Source organism: Rhodanobacter sp. FW101-FHT13A11, assembly GCF_058790335.1.
On record NZ_JBYTCN010000003.1, the window covers coordinates 319728 to 341600 of the forward strand.

Here is a 21873-nt window from a genome sequence, read left to right on the forward strand (position 1 = left end):
GCTCCAGTTTTCAAGCAGAACCTCGGCCCACCGGGGTTTTGTTTTTTAGAGGCAACCTGCGATCATCATGGTCGCGATGCACCAAGCAATGGCCAGGTGGCAGAGTGGTCATGCAGCGGACTGCAAATCCGCGTACGCCGGTTCGATTCCGACCTTGGCCTCCATTGCGCAACCGGCTGCCAGCCAGCCCTCGAGACCCGCCGCCGGCGGGTTTTTTTGTGGCCGGGGAATCGCCGCCCGCCCGGAGCCTGGGTGAATAGCCGTGTCCTGACCCGTGCGTACCGGGCACCCAGGCGACAAATCGCACTTCAGCCCGGTTTTTTGCGGGTTTTGCCACTCAAACCCGTTGGCGGCATCGCCGAATTCCCCTACATTCAACCTGCCGCAAGGCACACGAACCAATCACCACTTATCCACGAGGGGAAACCCATGGCAAAGACGCAGAAAGCAGCTGCAAAGAGCAAGTCGGCCCCCAAGGCCGCGCCCGCCGCACCGAAGCCGATCAAGGAAGTCCTGAACAAGTCCAGCCTGGTGGCGCACATCACCGAGGCCAGCGGTGTGGTAGCCAAGGACGTGCGCGCGGTGCTCGCGGCGCTGGAAGGCGCGGTTGCCGGCTCGGTGCACAAGAAGGGCGCCGGCTCGTTCCAGCTGCCCGGTCTGCTGAAGATCACCGCGGTCAGCGTGCCGGCCAAGCCGAAGCGCAAGGGCATCAACCCGTTCACCAAGGAAGAACAGTGGTTCGCGGCCAAGCCGGCGTCGACCAAGATCAAGATCCGCCCGCTGAAGAAGCTGAAGGACGCGGCGGCCTGATCCTGCCGGTTTACCCAGCGTCTGTTTTCCCGGTGCGGCGGCTCGACCGCCGCACCTTTTTTTGGCCATGCGCTGCGGGAGATGTCTGGTGCCCGGACCCGGGATCGAACCGGGATACCCGTGAGGGTGAGGGATTTTAAGTCCCTTGCGTCTACCAGTTTCGCCATCCGGGCTGGAGGCCTGCAGCGAACCTACAGGCGGCGCGCATCGTAGCATGCGCTTCGCCGCCGCTCAGCCTGGGGCGCAGGTCAGAACAGGCTCTTGAAGATGTGGATGCCGGCGCTGTACTCGCCGATGATCGTGCCCACGCTGACCAGGAAGAAGTTGAGCAGGGTACGCGCCACGCGGTTCTTCCACCAGCCGCTCCAGTGCACGATATCGTCGCGCAGGGTATCGAAGTCGACCACCCGCGGACGACGCGCCCAGGCTTCGGCCATCGCGCTGATGCCGCCGGCGGGGATGCCGGGACGGAACGGCTTGATCGGTGCGGCGATGAAGGCGGCGACGATACTGAGCGGATGGCCGCCGGCAGCCAGGGCGCCGAGCGCGGCGAAACCGCCGGTGAACAGCACCCAGGCCAGCAGTGCCTGCGCGCCCAGCGACGCATTGCGGTGGAACGCCCAGGCGATCGCGGCGAATACCAGCAGTACCAGCCCGGCGGCCAACCACTTCGGCCAGCGCGCCTTCGGCGGCGAGACGGCCAGCCTGGCGACCGTACCGGCCGGTTCGTCCTGCTGTTCGCGCAGCAGTGCGCACATGCCCTTGAGGTGACCGGCGCCGATCACCACCAGCACGCGGCGGTTTTCCGCGGTGGCCGGGCGGCCGGCTTCCTCGCGCAGGCGCGCGGCCATGAACGCGTCGCGCTCGCCGATCAGGCTGTCGTAGAGCGGTTTCGAGCCGCTGGCGAATTCGCTGAATGCGCTCTCCAGCAGGTCGCCCTGTTTCAGTTTCTCGATCTCGCCCTGTTCGATGTCCTCGCGGTCGAACACGCTGGCCAGCAGGCCGCCGAGCAGGCCGAAGCGCTGCCAGAAACCCACGCTGCGCCAGGCGCGCTTGAGCGTGGTGCCGACCTCGCGGTCGATCAGCCACAACGGCAGCCCGCGCCGTTCGGCGCCGTCCATCGCCGCCTTCATCTCGGCGCCGGGCTGGATGCCGGACTGGTCGGCCAGGCGTTTCTGGAAGGTCGACAGCACCAGGCTGGCAGCGACCATGCCGGCCTTGCCCTGGCGGATCACCTTGAACAGGTCCATCTGCCTGAATGCTTCCGGGTCGCGCATGCTCTGCGCGCGGCTGTCGCACAGCTCCACCGCCACCGCGTCGAAGTGCTCGTGGGCCAGCAGCGCCTCGACCGCTTCCATGCTGCTGCGCGAGACGTGCGCCGTGCCCAGCACCACGTATTCCACGCCGTCGCGCTGCACGCGCTCGATCGGCTGGCCCTGCAGGGCGGGGGGCAGGGGCAGGACGGGTTCGGGAACACTCATGCGCGGGGCGTGCCGGTCACGGGGAAAGTCCAAGCATGGGGACGCGCTCCGCGCGAAGCAAGTGAAGAGTGCGGCCAGGGATGGCCGCCCGTGTGATCTTCGCGATCAGGGATGATCGCATTAATCCCGGAAGCGCCTGAGCAGGTCGGCGTAGGCGTCGATGCGGCGGTCGCGCAGGAACGGCCAGATCCGCCGCACGTGCTCGCTGCGCGCCAGGTCGACCTCGGCCAGCAGCAGTTCGCGCGCGCCGGTGCCGGCCTGGGCCAGGAACTCGCCCTGCGGACCGGCCACGAAGCTGGTGCCCCAGAATTGGATGCCGGCGCCGACGCCCGAGGGGTCGGCTTCGAAGCCGGTGCGGTTGCACGACAGCAGCGGCAGGCCGTTGGCCACCGCGTGGCCGCGCTGCACGGTGATCCACGCGTCGCGCTGGCGATCCTTTTCGGCCTGCTCGTCGTTCGGGTCCCAGCCTATCGCGGTGGGGTAGAGCAGCAGTTCGGCGCCGGCCAGCGCCATCAGGCGCGCGGCTTCCGGATACCACTGGTCCCAGCACACCAGCACGCCGAGCCGGCCGACCGAGGTGTCGATCGGCTCGAAGCCGAGGTCGCCCGGGGTGAAGTAGAACTTCTCGTAGAACGCCGGATCGTCCGGGATGTGCATCTTGCGGTAGGTGCCGGCGATCGCCGCCGAGCGGTCGAACACCACCGCGGTGTTGTGGTACAGCCCGGCGGCGCGGCGCTCGAACAGCGAGGCGACCACCACCAGCTTCAGCTCCTCGGCCAGCTTGCCGATGCGCGCGGTACCCGGGCCAGGAATGCTCTCGGCCTGGTCGAAGATCTCCACCGACTCGTGCTGGCAGAAGTACGGGCCATTGTGCAGCTCCTGCAGCAGCACCAGTTCGGCGCCGGCCGCGGCGGCCTCGCGCAGACCGGCTTCGACGGCGTCCAGGTTGGCGTCGCGGCTGCCGCGGTCGGTTTCCTGCAGCAGCGCCACCTTGAGGGTCTTGCGGGTCATCGGCGTGAATCCTCGGCGTGTCGCCAGGCGTAACGGACCGTACAGTTTAGCCGATGCGGCTCAGGCCAACCCGGCCGGCAGCTGCATGGTGATGCAGTGCAGGCTGCCGTTCTGCCAGATCAGCGGGCGGCACGGCACCTGCACGATTTCGCGGCCCGGATGGGCCGTGCCGATGATGCGCGCGGCCTCGGCGTCGGCCGGGTCGCCGTAGGCCGGCACCAGCACGGCGCCATTGACGATGAGGTAGTTCGCGTAGGACGCGGCCAGGCGGCGGCCTTCGTCGATGATGGGTTTGGCCCACGGCAGCGGATACAGCTGGTACGGGCGGCCATCGACGGTGCGCAACGCGGCCAGCTCGGCGGCCATGCGCTGCAGTTCGTCGTGGTGCGGGTCGCCGGCGTCGTCGCAGGCCTGGAACACGATGCGATCGCCGGGCGCGAAGCGGGCGAGGGTGTCGATGTGTGCGTCGGTGTCGTCGCCTTCGAGGTAGCCGTAGTCCAGCCACAGCACACGATCGGCGTGCAGGCTGTCGCGCAGGATCGCGCTCATCTCCTCGCGCGACTGTTCCGGATGCCGCTGTACCAGGCAGCGCCAGGTGGTGAGCACGCTGCCTTCGCCGTCGCTCTCGATGCCGCCGCCTTCCAGCGCCCAGTTGATGCGCTTGTGCGCGGCCTGGCCGAACACGCCGGCGTCGACCAGGCCGGCGACCAGGGCGTCGTCCTGCTCGGCGCCGAACTTGCCGCCCCAGCCAGTGAAGCGGAAATCGGTGAGCTGGAAATATTGCCGGGAATCGGCGGCGGTGCCCTTCAGCGTGACCGGGCCGGAGTCGCGCAGCCAGGTGTCGTCGTAGGGCAGCTCGACAAAGCGGATTTTCGAGAGATCCACGCCCGCGCCACGCAGTTGCGATTGCACATGCGCGCGCAGCGCGGCGTCCGCAACCACGACGATCAGCGGCTGGAAACGCGTCGCCGCAGCGGCCAGCGCCACGTAGGTGGTTTCCACCGATGCCAGCCGCCCGGCCCAGTCCGTGCCGGCGTGCGGCCAGGCGATCAGCACCGCGGCCTGCGGTTCCCATTCCGCCGGCAGGCGCAAGGAGTGGTCGGTCATACGGGAATTCTCATGTGTTTAGTGCGGCGCGTGAGTTGGCACCGGGTCACACATTTTAAGCGATAGCGCGACGACAAAACGGCAGGACTGCCGTTTTGCACGCCCGCAGGGCGCCCGTCAGGGTGGCGCACATGGATGTGCGCCATGAAAACGCGGCCCGCGTCGCCGCGGGCCGCGTCAGTCGGGGAGCAGGCTCAGTTGGCGTCCGCCGGATGGGTGTTGTTGCCGGCCGGCGTGTTGAGCACCGAGTGGATCACGTGGTTGTGCTCGAAATACACGATGAAGTTCGAGTATTCCCAGCGGTTGATCTGCGGGTGCTTCTTGCTGTCGCCGCCGCGCGGCGACAGCTTGCGCTGCGGCGCACCCCAGGTCTTCTCGACCTGGGCCATGCTCAGCCCGCGTTTGGGCAGGTTCATGTCCTTTTCCTGCTGCACGCGATGGACCAGCAGGCTGTCGCCGTGCTGCGTCCGCGACTGCGTTGCATCGGCCGGTTGCGGCGTGGTCAGGCCGGCAGCGGCAGCCAGCGCGACGATCAACGGCAAACGGCTAGTGAACTTGACCATGGCTCCCCTCTCCATACAAGGCTGTATGCGGCGTCGTTGTAGCAGAACCGCCGGTATGGCGCCATGCCGGCTGGCGTCGATTGCGATGGGTTCGGCATTCGGGCCGGGCACGAGGCGGACGGCTGTCCCGCCGAGAATAGCCTCATCGCCGCTATCATGGGCGGCTGCGGGCGACGACCCGCCCGCTTCCGATCCAGGCTTTCCATGATTTCCTTCCGACATTTCGCCTTGCGCCGCGGCAGCCGGTTGCTGCTTTCCGACATCGACCTGGTGATCCAGGGTGGCTGGCGGCTGGGCGTGATCGGCCGCAACGGCTGCGGCAAGTCCAGCCTGTTCGCCGCGCTGCAGGGCACGCTGGAGGGCGATGCCGGCGAGCTGGAAATGTCGGGCAAGCTGCGGCTGGCCTCGGTGGCGCAGGAAACCCCGGCGCTGCCGGACGCGGCGATCGACTACGTGCTGGGCGGCGACGAGGAACTGGCCGCAGCGATCCGCGACGAGGCCGAGGCCGGCGAGCGCGGCGATATGGAGGCGATGGCGAAGGCGCACCACCGCATCGAGGAACTGAACGGCTACGACGGCCGCGCCCGCGCCGGCCGCCTGCTGCACGGACTGGGCTTTCCGCCGGAAACGCACGAGCGCGCGGTACAGGAATTTTCCGGCGGCTGGCGCGGGCGGCTGAACCTGGCGCGCGCGCTGATGTGCCCGTCCGACCTGCTGCTGCTCGACGAGCCGACCAACCACCTCGACCTCGATGCCGTGCTGTGGCTGGAGGAATGGCTGCGCCGCTACCAGGGCACCTTGCTGATCATCTCGCACGACCGCGAGTTCCTCGACGGCGTGATCACCCACACGCTGCATCTCAACGACGGCAAGGCCAAGCTGTACACCGGCAACTACAGCGCGTTCGAGCGCCTGCGCGCCGAGCAGCTGCGCCAGCAGCAGATCTCGCACGAGCGCGAGCAGGCCGAGCGGGCGCACCTGCAGTCCTTCGTCGACCGCTTCAAGGCCAAGGCGAGCAAGGCCAAGCAGGCACAGTCGCGGATGAAGCGGCTGGAGAAGCTGGCCGGCACCGAGGCGGTGCGCGCCGAACGGCCCTTCAGCTTCCAGTTCCCCGCGCCCGGCCGCTTGCCCGATTCGATGCTGCAATTGGAGGACATCACCGCCGGTTACCTGGCCGATCCTTCCACGCACGGCAACGAGGTGGCGAACATCGTGCTGGCCGACGTGCGTTTCAGCATCGAGGCGGGCGAGCGGATCGGCCTGCTCGGCCCGAACGGCGCGGGCAAGTCCACCCTGGTGAAGACCCTGGTCGGCGAGCTGCAGCCGTTCGGCGGCGAGCGCAAGGTGCACAAGGACCTGAAGGTCGGCTACTTCGCCCAGCACACGGTGGAAAGCCTGCGCGAAGGCGCCAGTCCACTCGATCACCTGCTGGACAAGGCACCGGGCGTGGCCACCCAGGTCATGCGCGATTTCCTCGGCACCTGGAATTTCGCCGGCGACCGCGCGTTCGAATCGGTCGATGGCTTCTCCGGCGGCGAGCGCGCGCGTTTGGCGCTGGCGCTGATCGCGTGGGACAAGCCGAACCTGCTGCTGCTCGACGAACCAACCAACCACCTCGACCTGGACATGCGCGAGGCGCTGGCCGACGCGCTGGCCGACTTCGACGGCGCGCTGGTGCTGGTCTCGCACGACCGCCACCTGCTCGGCATGGTCTGCGACAGCTTCTGGCGCGTTGCCGACGGTGAGGTGGCGACGTTCGACGGTGACCTGGACGACTACGCACGCTGGCTGAAGACGCGCACCAGCGCAGCGAAGAAGAGCGCAAAAAAAATTGAAGAGTGCGGGCAGGGAAGCCCGCCTTTTGATTCCCGCGCGCAGGACCCGCGCACAAGTGCGGCTCGCCGCCAAGCCGCCGCCCAGCGCGAGGACGAGAAGGCCGCGCGCCAACGGGTGAAGAAGATCGAGACCCGCACCGCCACCATCGACACCGAACTGGCGACGCTGGAAGCGCAACTGGCCGACCCGGCCACCTACAACGGTCCGACCAGCGAGATGATGCGGCTGGGCCAGCGCCAGACCGAGCTGCGCCACGAGAAGGAATCGCTGGAAACCGAGTGGCTGGTACTGGTCGAACAACTGGAAGCCTGAGACATGTCCAAGCCGGAGCGATCGCTGCAACTGTGGCTGCCCGCACTCGCGCACGTCGAGCCGGGCCATCCGTTGCGTGAATGGTTGCCACGGGCCGATCGACTGCCGGACGGCGGCGTCGGCTACCTGGGCGGCCTGGGCGAGCATTTCCCGGGCGTCGACACGGGCGTGCCCGCGGCGGCGATCACCCGCGAATTCCTCGCCGGCGATGCGGGTGACGACACATGGTTGTCGGCCGACCCGGCCTGGGTGCAGCCAGACATGAACGGCGTGCGCCTGCTCGCCTGCGGCCGGATGAACCTGGACATGGACGAAGCGCAGGCATTGGCCGAGCCGCTGCGGCCGGTGTTCGGCGAGGCCGGCGTGCAACTGGAGCTTTCCACGCCGGATCACTGGCACCTGCGCCTGCCGGCCGATGCGCCGTTGCCCGGTTTCGCCGCACCCGAGCAGGCGCTGGGCGAGGATCTGGCGCAACACCTGCCGCAAGGCCCGGAGGGGCGCCGCTGGCGGGTGCTGCTCAACGACATCCAGGTGCTGCTGCACCAGCATCCGCTGAATGCCCGGCGGCAGGCGCACGGACAGTTGCCGGTCAACAGTCTGTGGCTGTGGGGCGGCGGACGTCTGCCGCCGCCGTCGGCCAGCGAGTTGGCCGACGTGGTCAGCGACGACTTGCTGTTGCGCGCGCTGGCCGCCCGTGCCGGCCTTGCGTGGCAGGCGCGCACGCCCGACGCGATCGCCGCTGCCGCGGCTGGCGGGCTGATCGACCTGCAGGACCTGCCGGCGGGCGAACTGGCCTCGCGCTGGTGGCCGGCGCTGCAGCCGCTGCTCGAACGCCGTGCCGTCGTGCTGCATTTCGCCGGCGGCGAACGCTGGCGGCACAAGCCCCGGCACCGCTGGCGCCTCTGGCGCGGGGCAGGGCGTTGAGCGTGCTGCAGCTGTGCCGGCGCGAAAGCAAGGGCGCGCCGCGTGGATGGCCGGATTCGGTGCACCCGGTGCTGCAGCAGATTTACGCCGCACGCGGCGTGCTGGAACCCGGCCACGCCGAACACCGGCTGGCACGGATGCTGTCGCCGCAGTTGCTGGGCGGCATGGCGCCGGCGGTCGATCTGCTGGCCGAGGCGATCCGCGACGACTGGGCCATCCTGATCGCCGGCGACTACGACTGCGACGGCGCCACCGGCACCGCCGTGGCGGTGCGCGGGCTGCGCCTGCTCGGCGCAAGGCGGGTCAGCTACGCCATCCCGAACCGCTTCGCGCACGGCTACGGCCTCAGCCCGGCCTTTGTCGCATCGCTGCAGCCCACGCCGCAGCTGATCGTCACCGTCGACAACGGCGTGGCCAGCATCGCCGGCGTGGCGGCGGCGAAGGCGCGTGGCATCCGGGTCATCGTCACCGACCATCACCTGCCCGGCGAGCAACTGCCGGCCTGCGACGCGCTCGTGAACCCCAATGTGAGTCTTGAGAAGTGCGGGCAGGGAAGCCCGCCTCTTGACTCTCGCGTGCAGGACGCACGCATGAAAAACCTGGCCGGCGTGGGCGTGATGTTCTACCTGTTGCTGGCGTTGCGTGCGAGGATGCGGGAGAGCGGCTGGTTCGTCCAGGCCGGAGAACACACGAAGGGGCGTGTACTTGTCGACACGGGCGATCAGGATGATCGCAAAAGTGCAGTTCCCGATCTTTCCGGCTTGCTCGACCTGGTCGCGCTGGGCACGGTGGCCGACCTGGTGCCGCTGGATTTCAACAACCGTGTGCTGGTCGAGGCCGGCCTGCAACGCATGCGCAGCGGCCGCGCCTGCGCCGGCATCGCTGCGCTGGTCGAGGCCGGCAAGCGCAGCCTGGCCACGCTCTGTTCCACCGACCTGGCTTTTGCCGTGGGGCCGCGGCTGAATGCGGCGGGACGGCTGGAGGACATGCGCCTGGGCGTGGAATGCCTGCTCACCGACGACGTGGCGCAGGCGCGCCGCCATGCCGAACAGCTCGACGCGATCAACCGCGAGCGGCGCGACCTGCAGGCGTCGATGGTGGCCGAGGCGGAAGTGTTGGCGGCGGGCCTGGCCCACACCGACGCGGTCGGCGTGGCGTTGTACGAACCATCGTGGCATGCCGGCGTGGTCGGCCTGGTCGCCGCCAAGCTGAAAGAACGCCTGCACCGCCCGGTGATCGCGTTCGGCTCCGCCGACACCACCCACCTGCGCGGCTCCGCACGCTCGATCCCCGGCTTCCACATCCGCGACGCGCTGGCCGCGATCGACGCGCGCCAGCCCGGCCTGATCGAACGCTTCGGCGGCCACGCGATGGCCGCGGGGCTGAGCCTGAAGACCGGCGACTACCCGCGCTTCGCCGCTGCCTTCGACGCGATCGCCCGCGAGCTGATCGAGCCCGAACGCCTGCAGGCGGTGCTGTACACCGACGGCGAACTGCCGCCCGGCGCCGCCACGCTGGCGCTGGCCCGGCAATTGCGCGCAGCCGGGCCATGGGGCCAGGCCTTCCCCGAGCCGCTGTTCGACAACCTGTTCGAGTGCGCCGGCTGGAACGTGATGGGCGAGAATCACCTGCGCCTGCAGCTGCGCGATCCGCGCGACGGCGCCTTGCACGATGCGGTGATGTTCAACGCGTACCATGGCCAACCACCGCCACCACGGCTGCGCGCGGCCTACGAGCTGACCATCAACGACTGGCAGGGCCGCGAAAGCCCGCGCCTGCTGCTGCGGTACATCGAGCCGGCCTGAACCCGTATCGCGGCTCCTACCGCGTTTTCACGCATGGGAGTCCACACTGGCGATCCCCACCCGTGGAGAACGCCCGTGATCGCACAGATCGAAGGATTGCCGCCCGGCACGCTGGGCTTCCGCGCCCACGCCCAAGTCACGGCGGCGGATTACGAGAACACCGTCGTGCCGGAGGTCGAGGCGGCGTTCACGCTCAACCGCAAGCTGCGCCTGCTTTACGTCACCGCCGACGACTTCACCGGCTTCGACCCCGGCGCGATGTGGGACGACGCCAAGCTGGGCATGCGCCACTTCAGCGGCTGGGACCGCGTCGCGCTGGTCACCGACGTGCCCTGGTTGCGCGGCACGGCGATCGCCTTCGGCTTCGCCATTCCGGCCCAGTTCCGCCTGTTCCACGGTGCGGAGATCGAGGAAGCCTCCCGCTGGATCGTCGCTCCGGCTGACGATCGATGAAACGGCCACTTGCCAAGCACGGGGGAATCTGTTCAAGTTGAACCCATGCATCCTGTCGCCGCCAGCCGCCTGAACCTCACCGCGCTTCCCGCGTGCTGTTTCGTGCTGGCCGGCAACAACAATAATCGCGCGAACAATAACGCCAACCGTTGGCGGGCCCGCGCGTAGCTGCAAGTTTCCATCGAATACGCGACGAAGGCCCGCCCAGTGCGGGCCTTCGTCGTTTTGGCGTGTGTGATTTTTGCGCGAATCCATTCGCGCAAAAGCAAACCCGACCATCCACGGTCGACTTTTCAACAAGAGCTGTACCCATCAGAGGCCTTCATCATGTGTTCGATCTTCGGAATGTTCGACCTGCAGCCGGGCGACGACCTGGCGGCGCTGCGCCGGCAGGCGCTGGAGCTGTCGCAGCGCCAGCGCCATCGCGGGCCGGACTGGAGCGGGGTGTTCGTCGACGCCGGGGTGATCCTGGTGCACGAACGCCTGGCCATCGTCGACCCGGCCAGCGGCGCGCAGCCGCTGCGTTCGCGCGACGGTGCGCTGGCGCTGGCGGTGAACGGCGAGATCTACAACCACCGCGAATTGCGCGCGGCCAGCCGCTACGACTTCACCACCGGCTCGGACTGCGAGGTGATCAACGCGCTGTATCGCGAGCAGGGCAGCGATTTCGTGGGCAGGCTCAACGGCATCTTCGCGTTCGCGCTGTGGGACGGCGAAGCGCAGCGCTACCTGATCGCGCGCGACCCGATCGGCGTGTGTCCGCTGTACTGGGGCCACGATGCGCAGGGCCGCTTGTGCGTGGCCTCGGAGATGAAGGCGCTGGTCGGCATGTGCGCCGACGTGGCAGCGTTCCCGCCCGGTCACGTCTATGACAGCGCCAGTGGCGAACTGCGCAGCTACTACGCCAAGCCATGGCGCGACTACGCCGCCACGCGCGGCCATGACGTGGCGGCACCGGCCTTGCGCAAGGCGTTCGAGCAGGCCGTGCATCGCCAGCTGATGACCGACGTGCCGTACGGCGTGCTGCTGTCCGGCGGGCTGGATTCCTCGCTGGTCGCCGCCTGCGCCGCGCAGTTCGCGCGCGAAAGAGTCGAGGACGACGACCGCAGCGAGGCCTGGTGGCCGCGCCTGCATTCCTTCGCGATCGGGCTGGAAGGCTCGCCCGACCTGGCCGCCGCCCAGGTTGCCGCCGACGCGCTGGGCACCGTGCACCACGGCTTCGTCTACACGTTCTGGGAGGGCCTGGACGCGCTGCCCGAAGTGATCCGGCACATCGAAACCTACGACGTCACCACCATCCGCGCCGCCACGCCGATGTACCTGCTGGCGCGGCGGATCAAGGCGATGGGGGTGAAGATGGTGCTGTCGGGCGAGGGTTCGGACGAGATCTTCGGCGGCTACCTGTACTTCCACAAGGCGCCCTCGGCCGAGGCGTTCCACGAGGAGACCGTGCGCAAGCTCGATGCGCTGCACAGCTACGACTGCCTGCGCGCGAACAAGGCGATGATGGCGTGGGGCGTGGAGGCGCGCGTGCCGTTCCTCGACCTGGAGTTCATCGACGTGGCGATGGGCCTGGACGCCGCGCGCAAGATGGCGGGGCAGGGGCGGATCGAGAAGGCGGTGTTGCGCGAGGCGTTCGACGGCGCGTTGCCGGATGCGATCCTGTGGCGGCAGAAGGAGCAGTTCAGCGACGGCGTCGGCTACGGCTGGATCGATGGGCTGAAGGCGCACGCGGAGCAGGCGGTCAGCGACCGCGAGTTCGCCGCGGCGGCGGCGCGCTACCCGTTCAATACGCCGGCGACCAAGGAGGCGTACTTCTACCGCCGCATCTTCGAGCAGCATTTTCCCGGCGAAGCCTGCGCCGCGACCGTGCCGGGCGGCAAGTCGATCGCCTGCTCCTCGCCTGCCGCGCTGGCGTGGGATCCCGCGTTCGCCAACGCGGCCGATCCGTCCGGACGGGCGGTGAAGGGGGTGCATCAGCAAGCACTGGCCTGAATGGCGGCTCACGGTGCCGTGTATGCACGGTGGCGCTTTGCTATGATTCCCGGTTCATCCAGCGCCCGCCCGGGCGCCACCGACCACGGCCCCCACATGATCGAGACCAATCCCATCCATGCGCAGATCGCGGACCTGAAGAGCCGCGTCGAGTCGCTTAGGGGGTATCTTTGACTACGCCACGAAAAGCGAGCGCCTGGAAGAAGTAACTCGCGAACTGGAAAGCCCCACCGTGTGGGACGACCCGGCGCGCGCGCAGGAACTGGGCCGCGAACGCGCCCGCCTGCACACCATCGTTCATGGCATCGACACGCTGACCGCCGGCCTGAATGACGCCGGCGACCTGCTGGAGATGGCAATCGCCGACAGCGACGACGAGACCGCGCAGTCGGTGACCGCCGACCTGGCCAAGCTCGAGGCCCAGGTCGGCAAGCTGGAGTTCCAGCGCATGTTCTCCGGCAAGATGGATGCGATGAACGCGTTCGTCGACATCCAGGCCGGCGCCGGCGGCACCGAGGCGCAGGACTGGGCCGAGATGCTGCTGCGCATGTACCTGCGCTGGGCCGAGTCGCGCGGCTGGAAGGTCGAGCTGATGGAAGTCAGCGGCGGCGACGTGGCGGGCATCAAGTCCGCCACGTTCCGCGTCGAAGGCGACTACGCCTACGGCTGGCTGAAGACCGAGATCGGGGTGCACCGGCTGGTGCGCAAGAGCCCGTTCGATTCGGACAACCGCCGCCACACCAGCTTCACCAGCGTGTTCGTCTCGCCCGAGGTGGACGACGGCATCGACATCGAGATCAACCCGGCCGACCTGAAGACCGACGTGTACCGCTCCTCCGGCGCCGGCGGCCAGCACGTCAACAAGACCGAGTCGGCGGTGCGCATCACGCACATCCCCACCAACACGGTGGTGGCCTGCCAGACCGAGCGCAGCCAGCATGCGAACCGCGACCGCGCGATGAAGATGCTGGCCGCCAAGCTGTACGAGCTGGAAGTGCAGAAGCGCAATGCCGAGAAGGACGCGCTGGAAGCGACCAAGTCCGACATCGGCTGGGGCAGCCAGATCCGCAACTACGTACTGGACCAGAGCCGCATCAAGGACCTGCGCACCGGTGTCGAGCGCTCGGACACCCAGAAGGTGCTGGACGGCGACCTCGACGAGTTCATCGAGGCCAGTCTGAAATCCGGCCTGGACGCGGGTGCCAAGCGTATCGACGCGTGAGTTCCGATCACTGACGAGGTGGCCAACATGAACGGCAAGAAGATCTGCACCATCCTGTTTGCCTGCACCGCGCTGGCCGCGTTCGGCACGGCAGCGCAGTCGCAGCAAGGCGGCGCCGGCCAGGGCATCAAGCAGGACGCCAAGGCTGTCGGCCACGGCGTCGCCGATGGCGCCCGCGACGTCGGCCACGCGACCAAGCACGTCGCCAAGAAGGTCGGCCATGGCGCGAAGGAAGCCGGCACCGGCATCGGGCACGGCGCAAAGAAGGCCGGCATCGCCGTCGGCCACGGCGCGCGCGAGGGCTGGGACGCGACCAAGCACGCGGTCAAGAAGGTGTTCAACAAGGACGATTGAACGTCCGCGGGAACACCACCTCCCCGATCCACCACCGACACATCCACGAGACAGTCGCTGCCGGCCGCACGCTGGCAGCCGCGGAACCATCCATGAGCGAAACCACCGATACCCAGCCCGTCGACGAGAACAAGCCGGACGTCAATCGACTTGTCGCCGAGCGCCGCGAGAAACTCAGGGCGCTGCGCGGGCAGGGCATCGCGTTTCCCAACGATTTCAAGGTCGACAGCTTCGCCGGCGACCTGCAGGCCGAGTTCACCGACAAGGACCTGCACCCGGCCGAGGCGATCGAAGCGCTGGCCCGCCGGGTGAAGGTGGCCGGGCGCATCGTGCTCAGGCGCGTGCAGGGCAAGGTCAGCTTCGTGCAGGTCCAGGACATGACGGGCCGCATCCAGCTGTTCATCCACCAGGGCACGGTGGGCGAGGCGGCCTACGAAGCATTCAAGGGCTGGGACGCGGGCGACATCGTGGGCGCCGAAGGCCAACTGATGCGCACCAAGACCGGCGAGCTGTCGGTGAAGGTGTCCACCTTGCGCCTGCTGACCAAGAGCCTGCGCCCGCTGCCGGACAAGTTCCACGGCCTGGCCGATGTGGAGCAGCGCTACCGCCAGCGCTACGTCGACCTGATCGTCACCCAGGAGGCCCGCGACACCTTCCAGAAACGCTCGCGCGTCATCGGCTTCATCCGCCAGTGGCTGGAAGCCGAGCCGCGCCGCTTCATGGAAGTGGAGACGCCGATGATGCACGTGATCCCCGGCGGCGCCACGGCCAGGCCCTTCATCACCCATCACAACGCGCTGGACATCGACCTGTACCTGCGCGTGGCACCGGAGCTGTACCTGAAGCGCCTGGTGGTGGGCGGCTTCGACCGCGTGTACGAGATCAACCGCAACTTCCGCAACGAGGGTGTGTCGACGCGGCACAACCCCGAGTTCACCATGCTTGAGCTGTATCAGGCCTACGCCACCTACAACGAGATCATGGACCTCACCGAGAACGTGATCCGCGAGACGGCGCAGCGGGTGATCGGCACCACCCAGCTGACTTGGGAGGGCGCCAGCATCGACGTGGGCCCGGCCTTCCGTCGCTGGACCATGGAAGACGCGGTGCTGGAGCACAATCCGGAGATCCGGCGCGAGGAGTTGCGCGATCGCGCGGCGATGGCCGCGCACGCGAAACGCCTGGGCGTGCAGGTCAAGGACGGCTACGGCTGGGGCAAGCTGCTGCTGGAGATCTTCGAAAAGACGGTGGAGCACACCCTGATCCAGCCCACCTTCATCACCCAGCACCCGGTCGAGGTCTCGCCGCTGGCGCGCGAGAACGACACCGACAAGGGCATCACCGACCGCTTCGAGTTGTTCATCAACGGCAAGGAGTTGGCCAACGGATTCTCCGAACTGAACGACCCGGAGGACCAGGCGGCGCGCTTCCAGGCTCAGGTCGACGCGAAGGACGCCGGCGACGACGAGGCGATGCACTTCGATGCCGACTACATCCGCGCGCTGGAGGTGGGCCTGCCGCCCACCGGCGGCCTCGGCATCGGCATCGACCGGCTGGTGATGCTGCTGACCGGCTCGGCCTCGATCCGCGACGTGCTGCTGTTTCCCTACATGCGCCCGGAGGCCTGAACCATGTGGTACGCGATCATCGGCACCGACAACTCCGACTCGCTGGCGGCGCGCAAGTCCGTGCGACCGGCGCACCTGGCCCGCCTGCAGCAGTTGCAGGACGAAGGCCGCATGCTGCTGGCCGGCCCGTTCCCGGCGATCGACGCGGAGGACCCGGGTCCGGCCGGTTTCAGCGGCAGCCTGATCGTGGCCGAATTCGCCTCGCTGGCCGAGGCACAGGCCTGGGCCGGTGCCGATCCTTACGTCGCCGCCGGCGTCTACCGTGAAACCACGGTCAAGCCGTTCCGCAAAGTGCTGCCGTGAGCGCGCTGCCCGTCATCGAGCAGATCCGCGGGCGCCTGCAGGCCGCGTTCGCGCCGAGCGAGCTGGAAGTGCTGGACGAAGGCCACCAGCACGCCGGTCACGCGGGGGAGGGCAAGGGCCACTTTCACGTGCGCATCGTCAGCGCCGCGTTCGCCGGCCAATCGCCGATCAGGCGCCACCGGATGATCTATGCCGCGCTCGACGGGCTGATGGACAACGGCATCCACGCCCTGTCGATCGATGCAAAGTAAAATAGTCATATATAACAATATATTGAAATATATTTCTCAAGTGACGCAGCATGCAGGAATGCATTGCGGCGCCGTCCCGCGTTTGGCACAGTGCCTTGTCGCCCGACCTGCGCGGGCAAGACCGATGACCCATTGATGACCGCATGCGCCTGACCACGATCAAACTCGCCGGTTTCAAGTCCTTCGTGGACCCGACCACCCTGCACCTGCCGAGCAACATGATCGGCGTGGTCGGCCCGAACGGTTGCGGCAAATCCAACATCATCGACGCGATCCGCTGGGTGATGGGCGAGAGCGCGGCGAGCCGCCTGCGCGGCGATTCGCTCACCGACGTGATCTTCTCCGGCTCCAACACGCGCAAGCCGGTGGGGCAGGCCACGGTCGAACTGATCTTCGACAACGCCGACGGCTCCATCCAGGGCGAGTACGGGCAGTACGCCGAGATCTCGGTGAAGCGCCAGGTCACCCGCGACGGCCAGTCCGCCTACTTCCTCAATGGCGCGCGCTGCCGCCGGCGCGACATCACCGACCTGTTCCTCGGCACCGGCCTGGGCCCGCGCAGCTACTCGATCATCGAGCAGGGCATGATCAGCCAGATCATCGAGGCGCACCCGGAAGAGCTGCGCACGCACCTGGAAGAGGCTGCAGGCATCTCCAAGTACAAGGAGCGCCGCAAGGAAACCGAGAGCCGCATCAAGGCCACCCGCGAGAACCTCGACCGCGTGCGCGACGTGCGCGACGAGGTGGACAAGCAGCTCGAACACCTCAACCGCCAGGCCCGTGCCGCCGAGCGCTGGAAGGCGCTGAAGGAAGAACAGACGCGCAAGGAGGCCGAGCTGCGCGCGCTGGAATACCGCGGCCTGAAGAGCCAGCACGCGGGCGAGGGCGAGGTCCTCTCCGCCGCCGAGATCGAGATCGAGAAGCAGCTGGCCGGCCAGCGCCAGATCGAGGCGCAGCTGGAAAGCGTGCGCGAGCGCCACACCGACGCCAGCGAACACCTGAACGCGGTGCAGGCCGAGGTGTACAAGGTCGGCGCCGAGATCGCCCGGGTCGAGCAGCAGGTCCGCTACAACAGGGAAACCGCCGACCGCCTGCAGCGCGCCCACGGCGAGGCCGAGCGGGAGCATGCCGAACTGGCCGCGCACATCGCCACCGACCGCGAGCAGGTCGAGGCACTGCGCCTGGCGCTGGCCGAAGGCGAGCCGAAACTCGAAGCCCTGCAGCAGCTGCAGGACGACACCGCCGAAGCCCAGCGCAGCACCGAGGCGAAGCTGGCCGACTGGCAGCAGCGCTGGGACAGCCACACCCGCAACGCCGGCGAATCCAACCGCGCGGCCGAGGTGGAACGTACCAAGCTCAACTACCTCGACCGCCAGGCGATCGACCTGTCACGCCGGCGCGAGGCGCTGGAAGCCGAGCAGAAGGCCACCGACGTGGCCGCACTGGACGCGGCCGGCCAGCAATTGATCGACGAGCACGACACCCAGCGCGAGCGCGTGGAAACCCTGGGCAGCCTGCTCGACCAGCACAAGTCCGGCCACGAGAAGGTGCTGGAGGAAGAACGCCAGGTGCAGTCGACGCTGAACGAGGCACGCCAGCAGTTGCAGGCGGCGCGCGGCCGGCACGCCTCGCTGGAAGCGCTGCAGCACGCCGCACTAGGCCAGGAAGAAAGCGCCGCCAGCGGCTGGCTGGCCCGGCTGGGCCTGGATCGCTCGCGTCGCCTCGGCGAATCGCTGCAGGTCGAAGCCGGCTGGGAAACCGCGGTGGAAACCGCGTTGAGCGGCTTCCTCGACAGCGTGCTGGTGGACGGTTCGCACGCGCTCGCCGCCGAATTCGACGCGCTCGAGAACGCCGACGTGGCGCTGCTCGACGCCGCCGGCGGCGGCGCCAACACCGCCGGCACGCTGGCCGCCCACGTGCGCGGTCCCGCCGCGGCGCTGGCGATCCTCGGCCACGTGCTCACCGCCGAGTCGCTGGACGAGGCGCACCAGCGCGTGGCCACGCTGTCCGCGCTGGCGCCGTACCAGTCGGTGATCACCCGCGGCGGCGAATGGCTGGGCCCGGGCTGGGCGCGCGTGCGCCGTGCGCAAGGCAGCCAGGTCGGCGTGCTGGCGCGCGAGCGCGAGCTGCGCCTGCTGGTCGAGCAGGTCGCCACGCTGGAAGCGCAGCTGGAGGAAGCCAGCGAGCGGCTCGACGCGCTGCGTACCAGCAAGTTCGAGGCCGAGCGTGCGCGCGACGACGCGCAGCGCGAGCTGTACAACGCGCATCGCCGCCAGTCGGAACTGGCCGGCCAGTTGCAGGGCCACCGCGGCAAGCTGGAAACCGCCCGCGCCCGCGCCGAAAAGGTCAATGGCGAGCTGAACGACCTGGCGGGCCAGCTCGACGAACTGCAGGGCCAGACCCGCGAGGCACGCGCACGGCTGGACGAGTCGGTCGGCCTGATGGGCGACCTGGAAGACCAGCGCCGCGAGCTGGAGAACGAACGCCGCACGCTGCTCGAAGCGCGCGAGGAAGCGCGCATGAATGCGCGCGAGGCTGCCGAGCAGTCACACGCGCTGGCGCTGGCGCTGGAATCGAAGCGTTCCTCGCTGGCCTCGATGGAACAGGCGCTGGGCCGCATGGACGCCCAGCTGCGCCAGATCGAGGCGCGCCGCAACGAGATCACCGAACAGCTCGCCGCCGGCTCCGACCCGATCGCCGAACTCGAGGCGGAACGGCAGACCTATCTCGACCAGCGGCTGCTGGTCGACAGGCAACTGGTCGAGGCGCGCCGCGCGCTGGAGGACTGCGACGTCGAATTCCGCAAGCTCGAACAGCAGCGGCATCTGGCGGAGCAGGGCCTGGCCAGCCTGCGCGAAGGCCTGTCCGAGAAGCGCCTCGCCGCCCAGGCATTGCAGTTGCGCGCCGAACAGCTGGCCGAGGCGATCGCCGCCTCCGGCCTGGCGCTGGAAACCCTGCTGGCCGAACTGGCCGAGGACATCGACGCGAACCAGTGGCGCGCGCAGCTCAACGACATCGGCCAGAAGATCGCAAGGATCGAGCCGGTGAACCTCGCCGCGATCCAGGAACATGCCGAGCAGAGCGAGCGCAAGACCTACCTGGACAACCAGCTGGCCGACCTCACCAATGCGATGGAAACGCTGGAAGGCGCGATCAAGAAGATCGACCGCGAGACCCGCCAGCGCTTCAAGGAAACCTTCGACAAGGTCAACGCCGGCGTGCAGGAGCTGTTCCCGCGCCTGTTCGGCGGCGGCCATGCCTACCTGGAACTGACCGGCGACGACCTGCTCAACACCGGCGTGTCGATCATGGCGCGGCCGCCGGGCAAGCGCGTGTCCAACATCACCTTGCTGTCCGGCGGCGAGAAGGCGCTTACCGCGGTGTCGCTGGTGTTCGCCATCTTCAGCCTCAATCCGGCGCCGTTCTGCCTGCTCGACGAGGTGGACGCGCCGCTGGACGAGGCCAACGTGGGCCGCTTCTCCAACATGGTGCGCGAGATGAGCGAAAAGGTGCAGTTCGTCTTCATCAGCCACAACAAGGCCACGATGGAAGCGGCCAGCCAGCTGTGCGGCGTGACCATGCGCGAGCCGGGCGTGTCGCGGCTGGTGCAGGTGGACCTGGCCGAAGCGGCTAAACTGGCAGGAGCTGCCTGAGGAACCCATGATGACGCTGCAACCCGTGACTGCCCTTGCCTGGAACCCCGCCGTCGGCATTCCGCTGCTGATCGTCGGCGTCATCGTGCTGGCGCTGATCTGGTTGTTCGGCCAGCCGAAGAAGGAGCAGGGCAAGCGTCGGGTTGCGCCGGGGCCGCACGCCACCGGCGAGCGCCGCGAACCCACGCTGGGCGGGCCGGACGGCGGACCGGCCGCCGACGGGCCGTTCATCGGCGATACCCAGCCGCAGCAGGGCGAACTGGACGTCGGCTTGCGCGAGGAACTCGAGCGCCTGGGCGCCACGCTCTCCGGCGAACACGCCAGGCCGCCGGTACCGGCCGCCAGGACCAGGACGCCGCCCAAGCTGGCCGATCACGTCGCCTCGATCATCGATGCCCTGCGCGCACCGAGTTCCGGCGAGCCCGTGCCGCCGAAGGACGCTCCGCCCGTCGCGGAGCCGGCACCGCCGGCCGCTGCGCCGGCGGCCGCCTCGCCGCCGCGCTCCGACCTCGGCCGGCGCCCGCCGCAGCTGCCGGTGGAGCGCATCGTCACGCTGTTCGTGGTGGCCCGCGAAGGAGGGCGCTTCAGCGGAGCCGACCTGGTCGTCGCCGCCGAGAAGGCCGGGCTCGAATTCGGCGACATGGGCATCTACCACCGCCTGGTCGACGGCAAGCGCGAGCTGGGGCCGATCTTCAGCGTGGCCAACATGCTCAAGCCCGGCAACTTCGACCTGGCGCGGCTCGACGCACTGCAAACGCCAGGGGTGAGCTTCTTCATGACCCTGCCGGCGCCGCTGCCCGCGCTGGACGCCTGGGACGCCATGCTGCCCACGGCGCAACGCCTGGCCGAGCTTTTGGACGGCCAGGTGCTCGACGAGGAGCGCAATGCGCTGGGCCGCCAGGGCATCGCCCATATCCGCGACCAGTTGCGCGGCTGGGACCGCGACCACGAAGGCAAGGAAATCATCTTTGGGCGGTGACGCCCGGATCAGCCCGCCGCACGGCGGCGCGGCAATTTCCAGCCCGGCCGGATGAAGTGGCAGGTGTAGCCGCCGGGGTAGCGCTCCAGATAATCCTGGTGCTCCGGCTCGGCCTCCCAGAAATCGCCGGCCGGCGCCACTTCCGTCACCACCTTGCCGGGCCACAGGCCCGAGGCATCCACGTCGGCGATGGTGTCCTCGGCGACGCGTTTCTGCGCTTCCGACGTATGGAAGATTGCCGAGCGGTAGGAACTGCCGCGGTCGTTGCCCTGCCGGTTCGGCGTGGAGGGATCGTGGATCTGGAAGAAGAATTCCAGCAGCGTGCGATAGCTGATCCGCGCGGGATCGAACAGGATCTCGATCGCCTCGGCATGGCTGCCATGGTGGCGGTAGGTGGCGTTCGGCACGTCGCCGCCGCTGTAGCCGACCCGCGTCGAAACGACGCCGTCCTGGCAGCGAATCAGGTCCTGCATGCCCCAGAAGCAGCCACCGGCCAGGATCGCGCGTTCGACGGTCATCTCGTGCCCTCCACCTGATCCAGGTAATCGCCATAGCCCTCGGCCTCCATGTCGTCGCGGTGCACGAAACGCAGCGAGGCCGAGTTGATGCAGTAGCGCAGCCCGCCGCGATCGGTCGGACCATCGGGAAAGACGTGGCCGAGGTGGCTGTCCCCGTGGACCGAACGCACTTCGGTGCGGATCATGCCGTGCGTGCTGTCGCGCCGTTCGCTGACATTCGCCGGCTCGATCGGCCTGGTGAAGCTCGGCCAGCCGCAACCGGATTCAAACTTGTCCGTCGAGGCGAACAGCGGTTCGCCGGACACCACGTCGACATAGATGCCCGGCTCCCCGTTGTGCAGGTATTCGCCGGTTCCGGGGTATTCCGTGCCGTTCTGCTGGGTCACCCGGTACTGCTCGGGGCTCAAACGCGACAACACATCGGGGTTCCTGGTGTAGCGGGACATGTCGAACCTCCTCCAATTCGTCTCCCATGCGGACCAACATGGCTATCAGCGCGCCCATATCAAGTCCCGGCCCATCCAGGGATTGAGCCGAGATACGTGTAATTTTGATAACTAGGATCGAAATTCCACCGTCGAGGCAACGAGTTAGGGAAACTCTGATTTTGCCCAGCGGTCGAAGCCTGACCTGAGGATGGATGGTACGCGATGACGCCCAAGCAGATG

The 21873-nt window shown here is 68.3% G+C and carries 19 protein-coding genes and 2 tRNA genes; 14 read left to right on the plus strand and 7 right to left on the minus strand.

What is annotated here, in order from left to right; all coding sequences use genetic code 11:
- Window positions 1-90 precede the first annotated feature (90 nt).
- Window positions 91-164 (plus strand) — tRNA-Cys (locus AC3WRN_RS05810).
- 265 nt (window positions 165-429) lie between these two features.
- Window positions 430-810: an HU family DNA-binding protein gene (locus tag AC3WRN_RS05815; RefSeq protein WP_068095318.1), complete on the plus strand. Its 381-nt coding sequence runs from the start codon at window positions 430-432 to the stop codon at window positions 808-810.
- A gap of 86 nt (window positions 811-896) precedes the next feature.
- Here AC3WRN_RS05815 and AC3WRN_RS05820 read toward each other — a convergent pair.
- From AC3WRN_RS05820 to AC3WRN_RS05840, 5 genes are all read right to left on the minus strand, one after another.
- A tRNA-Leu gene (locus tag AC3WRN_RS05820) sits at window positions 897-983 on the minus strand.
- Between the two features lie 75 nt (window positions 984-1058).
- Complete coding sequence (locus tag AC3WRN_RS05825; protein WP_492622244.1) at window positions 1059-2291, minus strand: TraB/GumN family protein; 1233 nt, start codon at window positions 2289-2291, stop codon at window positions 1059-1061.
- Between the two features lie 120 nt (window positions 2292-2411).
- Window positions 2412-3302, minus strand: coding sequence for a carbon-nitrogen hydrolase (locus AC3WRN_RS05830; RefSeq protein ID WP_492622245.1), 891 nt, complete (start codon window positions 3300-3302; stop codon window positions 2412-2414).
- 60 nt (window positions 3303-3362) lie between these two features.
- Entirely contained in the window at window positions 3363-4409 is a 1047-nt protein-coding gene (locus AC3WRN_RS05835; RefSeq protein ID WP_492622246.1) for an agmatine deiminase family protein, read from the minus strand.
- A 194-nt stretch (window positions 4410-4603) separates the two neighbouring features.
- On the minus strand, window positions 4604-4972 hold the full coding sequence (locus tag AC3WRN_RS05840; RefSeq protein ID WP_492622247.1) for a hypothetical protein: 369 nt from the start codon (window positions 4970-4972) through the stop codon (window positions 4604-4606).
- Window positions 4973-5176: 204 nt separating this feature from the next.
- Here AC3WRN_RS05840 and AC3WRN_RS05845 point away from each other — a divergent pair, with 204 nt between their 5' ends.
- The 12 genes from AC3WRN_RS05845 to zipA all read left to right on the plus strand — a co-directional run bounded on the left by AC3WRN_RS05845 (window position 5177) and on the right by zipA (window position 20687).
- Window positions 5177-7120 carry an ABC-F family ATP-binding cassette domain-containing protein gene (locus AC3WRN_RS05845; protein WP_492622248.1) on the plus strand — a complete coding sequence of 648 codons (1944 nt, stop codon included), beginning with the start codon at window positions 5177-5179 and terminating at the stop codon, window positions 7118-7120.
- Window positions 7121-7123: 3 nt separating this feature from the next.
- Window positions 7124-8044 (plus strand): phosphoglycerate mutase, encoded by a 921-nt coding sequence (locus tag AC3WRN_RS05850; RefSeq protein WP_492622249.1) that lies wholly within the window; start codon window positions 7124-7126, stop codon window positions 8042-8044.
- Complete coding sequence (gene recJ, locus AC3WRN_RS05855) at window positions 8041-9849, plus strand: single-stranded-DNA-specific exonuclease RecJ (RefSeq protein WP_492622250.1); 1809 nt, start codon at window positions 8041-8043, stop codon at window positions 9847-9849. The genes AC3WRN_RS05850 and recJ overlap by 4 nt, the downstream gene beginning before the upstream one ends.
- 75 nt (window positions 9850-9924) lie before the next feature.
- Entirely contained in the window at window positions 9925-10302 is a 378-nt protein-coding gene (locus AC3WRN_RS05860; RefSeq protein ID WP_492622251.1) for a SpoIIAA family protein, read from the plus strand.
- A 327-nt stretch (window positions 10303-10629) separates the two neighbouring features.
- The gene (asnB, locus tag AC3WRN_RS05865) at window positions 10630-12297 is read left to right on the plus strand and encodes an asparagine synthase B (protein WP_492622252.1); all 1668 of its coding nucleotides are present in this window, start codon (window positions 10630-10632) and stop codon (window positions 12295-12297) included.
- A 96-nt stretch (window positions 12298-12393) separates the two neighbouring features.
- Window positions 12394-13519 (plus strand): peptide chain release factor 2 gene (gene prfB, locus AC3WRN_RS05870; protein ID WP_492622253.1). Its coding sequence is split into 2 segments (ribosomal slippage): window positions 12394-12468 and window positions 12470-13519, totalling 1125 coding nucleotides; the frame shifts between segments, so codons are not numbered across the junction.
- 27 nt (window positions 13520-13546) lie between these two features.
- Window positions 13547-13873, plus strand: a complete 327-nt coding sequence (locus AC3WRN_RS05875; RefSeq protein WP_492622254.1) for a hypothetical protein — start codon at window positions 13547-13549, stop codon at window positions 13871-13873.
- A gap of 92 nt (window positions 13874-13965) precedes the next feature.
- Window positions 13966-15501 carry a lysine--tRNA ligase gene (gene lysS / locus AC3WRN_RS05880; RefSeq protein ID WP_492622255.1) on the plus strand — a complete coding sequence of 512 codons (1536 nt, stop codon included), beginning with the start codon at window positions 13966-13968 and terminating at the stop codon, window positions 15499-15501.
- 3 nt (window positions 15502-15504) lie between these two features.
- Window positions 15505-15804, plus strand: coding sequence for a YciI family protein (locus tag AC3WRN_RS05885; protein WP_492622256.1), 300 nt, complete (start codon window positions 15505-15507; stop codon window positions 15802-15804).
- Window positions 15801-16055, plus strand: coding sequence for a BolA family protein (locus tag AC3WRN_RS05890; protein WP_492622257.1), 255 nt, complete (start codon window positions 15801-15803; stop codon window positions 16053-16055). Before AC3WRN_RS05885 ends, AC3WRN_RS05890 begins: the two co-directional genes overlap by 4 nt.
- 143 nt (window positions 16056-16198) lie before the next feature.
- Window positions 16199-19708 carry a chromosome segregation protein SMC gene (smc, locus tag AC3WRN_RS05895; RefSeq protein WP_492622258.1) on the plus strand — a complete coding sequence of 1170 codons (3510 nt, stop codon included), beginning with the start codon at window positions 16199-16201 and terminating at the stop codon, window positions 19706-19708.
- A gap of 10 nt (window positions 19709-19718) precedes the next feature.
- Window positions 19719-20687, plus strand: coding sequence for a cell division protein ZipA (zipA, locus tag AC3WRN_RS05900; protein ID WP_492622259.1), 969 nt, complete (start codon window positions 19719-19721; stop codon window positions 20685-20687).
- 8 nt (window positions 20688-20695) lie between these two features.
- Here zipA and msrA read toward each other — a convergent pair whose 3' ends face one another.
- Window positions 20696-21205 carry a peptide-methionine (S)-S-oxide reductase MsrA gene (gene msrA, locus AC3WRN_RS05905; RefSeq protein ID WP_492622260.1) on the minus strand — a complete coding sequence of 170 codons (510 nt, stop codon included), beginning with the start codon at window positions 21203-21205 and terminating at the stop codon, window positions 20696-20698.
- Window positions 21202-21651, minus strand: coding sequence for a peptide-methionine (R)-S-oxide reductase MsrB (gene msrB / locus AC3WRN_RS05910; protein WP_068090288.1), 450 nt, complete (start codon window positions 21649-21651; stop codon window positions 21202-21204). The genes msrA and msrB overlap by 4 nt, the downstream gene beginning before the upstream one ends.
- Window positions 21652-21873 lie beyond the last annotated feature (222 nt).